This is a genomic window from Psychrobacter urativorans (assembly GCF_904846695.1).
In the GTDB taxonomy this organism is placed as follows: domain Bacteria; phylum Pseudomonadota; class Gammaproteobacteria; order Pseudomonadales; family Moraxellaceae; genus Psychrobacter; species Psychrobacter urativorans.
On sequence record NZ_CAJHBR010000043.1, the window covers coordinates 1 to 5,590 of the forward strand.

The 5,590-nt window shown below is 48.0% G+C and carries 2 tRNA genes and 3 rRNA genes; all 5 read left to right on the plus strand.

Annotation, left to right across the window (positions count from 1 at the left end):
• Positions 1-276: 276 nt before the first annotated feature.
• Positions 277-1,815 (plus strand): 16S ribosomal RNA (locus JMY09_RS14095).
• Between the two features lie 76 nt (positions 1,816-1,891).
• Positions 1,892-1,968: transfer RNA gene (locus tag JMY09_RS14100), tRNA-Ile, on the plus strand.
• A gap of 93 nt (positions 1,969-2,061) precedes the next feature.
• Positions 2,062-2,137 (plus strand) — tRNA-Ala (locus JMY09_RS14105).
• 348 nt (positions 2,138-2,485) lie between these two features.
• Positions 2,486-5,347: ribosomal RNA gene (locus tag JMY09_RS14110) — 23S ribosomal RNA — on the plus strand.
• 183 nt (positions 5,348-5,530) lie between these two features.
• Positions 5,531-5,590: ribosomal RNA gene (gene rrf / locus JMY09_RS14925) — 5S ribosomal RNA — on the plus strand; the annotation flags it as partial.

A 5,590-nucleotide genomic window follows, 5' to 3' on the forward strand; every position in this document is an offset into this window, starting at 1 on the left:
TTAGTGTAATAATCCTCTACTGGACGACAGCAGAGCGATACTATTTAAAAGCATAACTAAAGAACAACTTGTGTGGATTTTTGTTGATTCAGAATGTTAAAAAATAAAGTTGACTATCTTTTCTTTTCGGGAAGGTTATTAACTATAAAAATTATCATTTAAGACAGCAAGAAAACTCAAAGTTAATTCATTTAAATGAAAACATACGAAGAGCGTAATTGCCAGATTAGATGAGCCAAGTTTAGAAGCTTCTTTAAAGAGCTTCATAGCAAGATTAAACTGAAGAGTTTGATCATGGCTCAGATTGAACGCTGGCGGCAGGCTTAACACATGCAAGTCGAGCGGTAACAGGAGAAGCTTGCTTCTCGCTGACGAGCGGCGGACGGGTGAGTAATACTTAGGAATCTACCTAGTAGTGGGGGATAGCACGGGGAAACTCGTATTAATACCGCATACGACCTACGGGAGAAAGGGGGCAGTTTACTGCTCTCGCTATTAGATGAGCCTAAGTCGGATTAGCTAGATGGTGGGGTAAAGGCCTACCATGGCGACGATCTGTAGCTGGTCTGAGAGGATGATCAGCCACACCGGGACTGAGACACGGCCCGGACTCCTACGGGAGGCAGCAGTGGGGAATATTGGACAATGGGGGAAACCCTGATCCAGCCATGCCGCGTGTGTGAAGAAGGCCTTTTGGTTGTAAAGCACTTTAAGCAGTGAAGAAGACTCCGTGGTTAATACCCACGGACGATGACATTAGCTGCAGAATAAGCACCGGCTAACTCTGTGCCAGCAGCCGCGGTAATACAGAGGGTGCAAGCGTTAATCGGAATTACTGGGCGTAAAGGGAGCGTAGGTGGCTCGATAAGTCAGATGTGAAATCCCCGGGCTTAACCTGGGAACTGCATCTGATACTGTTGAGCTAGAGTATGTGAGAGGAAGGTAGAATTCCAGGTGTAGCGGTGAAATGCGTAGAGATCTGGAGGAATACCGATGGCGAAGGCAGCCTTCTGGCATAATACTGACACTGAGGCTCGAAAGCGTGGGTAGCAAACAGGATTAGATACCCTGGTAGTCCACGCCGTAAACGATGTCTACTAGTCGTTGGGTCCCTTGAGGACTTAGTGACGCAGCTAACGCAATAAGTAGACCGCCTGGGGAGTACGGCCGCAAGGTTAAAACTCAAATGAATTGACGGGGGCCCGCACAAGCGGTGGAGCATGTGGTTTAATTCGATGCAACGCGAAGAACCTTACCTGGTCTTGACATATCTAGAATCCTGCAGAGATGCGGGAGTGCCTTCGGGAATTAGAATACAGGTGCTGCATGGCTGTCGTCAGCTCGTGTCGTGAGATGTTGGGTTAAGTCCCGCAACGAGCGCAACCCTTGTCCTTAGTTACCAGCGGGTTAAGCCGGGAACTCTAAGGATACTGCCAGTGACAAACTGGAGGAAGGCGGGGACGACGTCAAGTCATCATGGCCCTTACGACCAGGGCTACACACGTGCTACAATGGTAGGTACAGAGGGCAGCTACACAGCGATGTGATGCGAATCTCAAAAAGCCTATCGTAGTCCAGATTGGAGTCTGCAACTCGACTCCATGAAGTAGGAATCGCTAGTAATCGCGGATCAGAATGCCGCGGTGAATACGTTCCCGGGCCTTGTACACACCGCCCGTCACACCATGGGAGTTGATTGCACCAGAAGTGGATAGCTTAACCTTCGGGGGAGCGTTCACCACGGTGTGGTTGATGACTGGGGTGAAGTCGTAACAAGGTAGCCGTAGGGGAACCTGCGGCTGGATCACCTCCTTATAGATGACATTCGGTTGACAAGAATTCACAACAAGTTGTTCTTTAGTTTAAGCTTACGTTTATTATAAGCGTAATTGGGTCTGTAGCTCAGCTGGTTAGAGCACCGTGTTGATAACGCGGGGGTCAGTGGTTCAAGTCCACTTAGACCCACCATTTATTAGCATAAAGCTAACCATTAGCAATTTGCCTTTAAGCAAATTACTCTTGCGAAGCTAACAAAGCAGTGCTTTGTTTATACGCTTCTCAGGGGCCATAGCTCAGTTGGTAGAGCGCCTGCCTTGCACGCAGGAGGTCAACGGTTCGACTCCGTTTGGCTCCACCACTATAAACGGATTGTAAGCTTTAGGTGCTAATAGATAAACAGAATTAAGTGATCGTTATTGATTATTTACTTCTGTTTTATACAGAATCTGTGACTCGATGAGAGCATAGAAACTATTTAAAAACATAGATATGAGTCTGGGTTAGAAAGGGCGTGTTCACGCGCACTTTTTAACCTTGATAATCTATTCCTTAACGACATCAGTTGTTATCCCAGGGATTGATTATCAAAAAGTAATAAGAGAACTGAATCAAGCGTATAAATTAGGTGATATCGTTATCATAATTAGAGCGTATGACACTTTGAAGTCAAACCCTATTTATAGGATAAGACTACTTGGGGTTGTATGGTCAAGTAATGAAGCGCACATGGTGGATGCCTTGGCAGTCAGAGGCGATGAAAGACGTGACAGCCTGCGATAAGCTTCGGGGAGGCGGCAATATCCTGTGATCCGGAGATTTCTGAATGGGGAAACCCACTTAGCATAAGCTAGGTATCTCGTACTTGTACGAGAGGCGAACGAGGGGAAGTGAAACATCTCAGTACCCTTAGGAAAAGACATCAAATGAGATTCCCCAAGTAGCGGCGAGCGAACGGGGAGAAGCCGATTAGTACTAGAATAGAAGAACAGCGTGGGAAAGCTGACCGTAGTAGGTGATAGTCCTGTATTTTAAATTCTAGTATTAACATATTAAGTAGGGCGGGACACGAGAAATCCTGTCTGAAGATGGGGGGACCATCCTCCAAGGCTAAATACTCCTGACTGACCGATAGTGAACCAGTACCGTGAGGGAAAGGCGAAAAGAACCCCTGTGAGGGGAGTGAAATAGAACCTGAAACCGTGTGCGTACAAGCAGTAGGAGCCTCAATTTATTGGGGTGACTGCGTACCTTTTGTATAATGGGTCAGCGACTTATGTTCTGTAGCGAGGTTAACCATTTAGGGGAGCCGTAGGGAAACCGAGTCTTAATAGGGCGAATAGTTGCAGGGCATAGACCCGAAACCGAGTGATCTATCCATGAGCAGGTTGAAAGTGCCGTAACAGGCACCGGAGGACCGAACCCACTATCGTTGAAAAGCTAGGGGATGACTTGTGGATAGGGGTGAAAGGCTAATCAAACTCGGTGATAGCTGGTTCTCCCCGAAAGCTATTTAGGTAGCGCCTCGGACGAACACCATTGGGGGTAGAGCACTGTTTCGGCTAGGGGGTCATACCGACTTACCAAACCGATGCAAACTCCGAATACCGATGAGTGATATCCGGGAGACACACAGTGGGTGCTAACGTCCATTGTGGAGAGGGAAACAACCCAGACCGCCAGCTAAGGCCCCAAATTCCTAGTTAAGTGGGAAACGAGGTGGGAAGGCATAGACAGCTAGGAGGTTGGCTTAGAAGCAGCCATCCTTTAAAGAAAGCGTAATAGCTCACTAGTCGAGTCGGCCCGCGCGGAAGATGTAACGGGGCTCAAACTAGGAGCCGAAGCTGCGGATTTGAATTTGTTTTCAAGTGGTAGGGGAGCGTTGTGTAAGCCTGTGAAGGTGTGTCGTAAGGCATGCTGGAGGTATCACAAGAGCGAATGCTGACGTGAGTAACGATAATGCGAGTGAAAAGCTCGCACGCCGGAAGATCAAGGGTTCCAGTCCAACGTTAATCGGGGCTGGGTGAGTCGACCCCTAAGGCGAGGCCGAAAGGCGTAGTCGATGGGAAATCGGTTAATATTCCGATACTTGTTTATAATGCGATGGAGGGACGGAGAAGGTTATGTCAGCCTGGCGTTGGTTGTCCAGGTGAAAGGATGTAGGCTTACAGTTTAGGCAAATCCGGACTGTAATATGGCTGAGATCTGATAGCAAGCTGTACTTGTACAGTGAAGTGGCAAATACCATGCTTCCAGGAAAAGCTTCTAAGCAATAGTTATAAACGAATCGTACCCTAAACCGACACAGGTGATCAGGTAGAGAATACCAAGGCGCTTGAGAGAACTCTGCTGAAGGAACTAGGCAAAATGGTACCGTAACTTCGGGAGAAGGTACGCTGTTGATGGTGATAGGACACGCTCCTTGAGCTTTCGACAGTCGCAGATACCAGGCTGCTGCAACTGTTTATTAAAAACACAGCACTCTGCAAACACGAAAGTGGACGTATAGGGTGTGATGCCTGCCCGGTGCTGGAAGGTTAATTGATGGGGTTAGCGTAAGCGAAGCTCTTGATCGAAGCCCCAGTAAACGGCGGCCGTAACTATAACGGTCCTAAGGTAGCGAAATTCCTTGTCGGGTAAGTTCCGACCTGCACGAATGGCATAATGATGGCAGCGCTGTCTCCAGCAGAGACTCAGTGAAATCGAAATCGCAGTGAAGATGCTGTGTACCCGCGGCTAGACGGAAAGACCCCGTGAACCTTTACTACAGCTTTACATTGAACTTTGACCTGACTTGTGCAGGATAGGTGGGAGGCTTTGAAGCAGACACGCTAGTGTTTGTGGAGCCAATCTTGAAATACCACCCTGGTCATGTCGGGGTTCTAACTCAGGTATAACAGTACCGAGGACAATGTATGGTGGGTAGTTTGACTGGGGCGGTCTCCTCCTAAAGAGTAACGGAGGAGTACGAAGGTGCGCTCAGACCGGTCGGAAATCGGTCGTAGAGTATAAAGGCAAAAGCGCGCTTAACTGCGAGACCCACAAGTCGAGCAGGTACGAAAGTAGGTCTTAGTGATCCGGTGGTTCTGTATGGAAGGGCCATCGCTCAACGGATAAAAGGTACTCTGGGGATAACAGGCTGATACCGCCCAAGAGTTCATATCGACGGCGGTGTTTGGCACCTCGATGTCGGCTCATCTCATCCTAGGGCTGAAGCAGGTCCTAAGGGTATGGCTGTTCGCCATTTAAAGAGGTACGCGAGCTGGGTTTAGAACGTCGTGAGACAGTTCGGTCCCTATCTACCGTGGGCGTTGGAAATTTGAGAGGATCTGCTCCTAGTACGAGAGGACCAGAGTGGACGAACCTCTGGTGTTCGGGTTGTCACGCCAGTGGCATTGCCCGGTAGCTACGTTCGGATGGGATAACCGCTGAAAGCATCTAAGCGGGAAGCCCACCTCAAGATAAGATTTCCCTAAAGAGCCGTTGAAGACTACGACGTTGATAGGCAGGGTGTGGAAGTGCAGCGATGCATGTAGCTAACCTGTACTAATTGCTCGTTTGGCTTGACCATACAACACCCAAGTGGTTTGTATGAAAGCTCTAATTAATCTATCTTGTATAAGTGTTAAGCTTATAGAATATATATATTTCGATATCACCTTTAACCTTGATTCAGTTAGGTTATAGTTGGTCGATTTAAACCCAAAAGTTTAAGTCAAAAACAATAAAAACAGACTCATATCTAACCCCCTTTGCTGACGACAATAGCATGATGGCCCCACCTGATCCCTTCTCGAACTCAGAAGTGAAACAT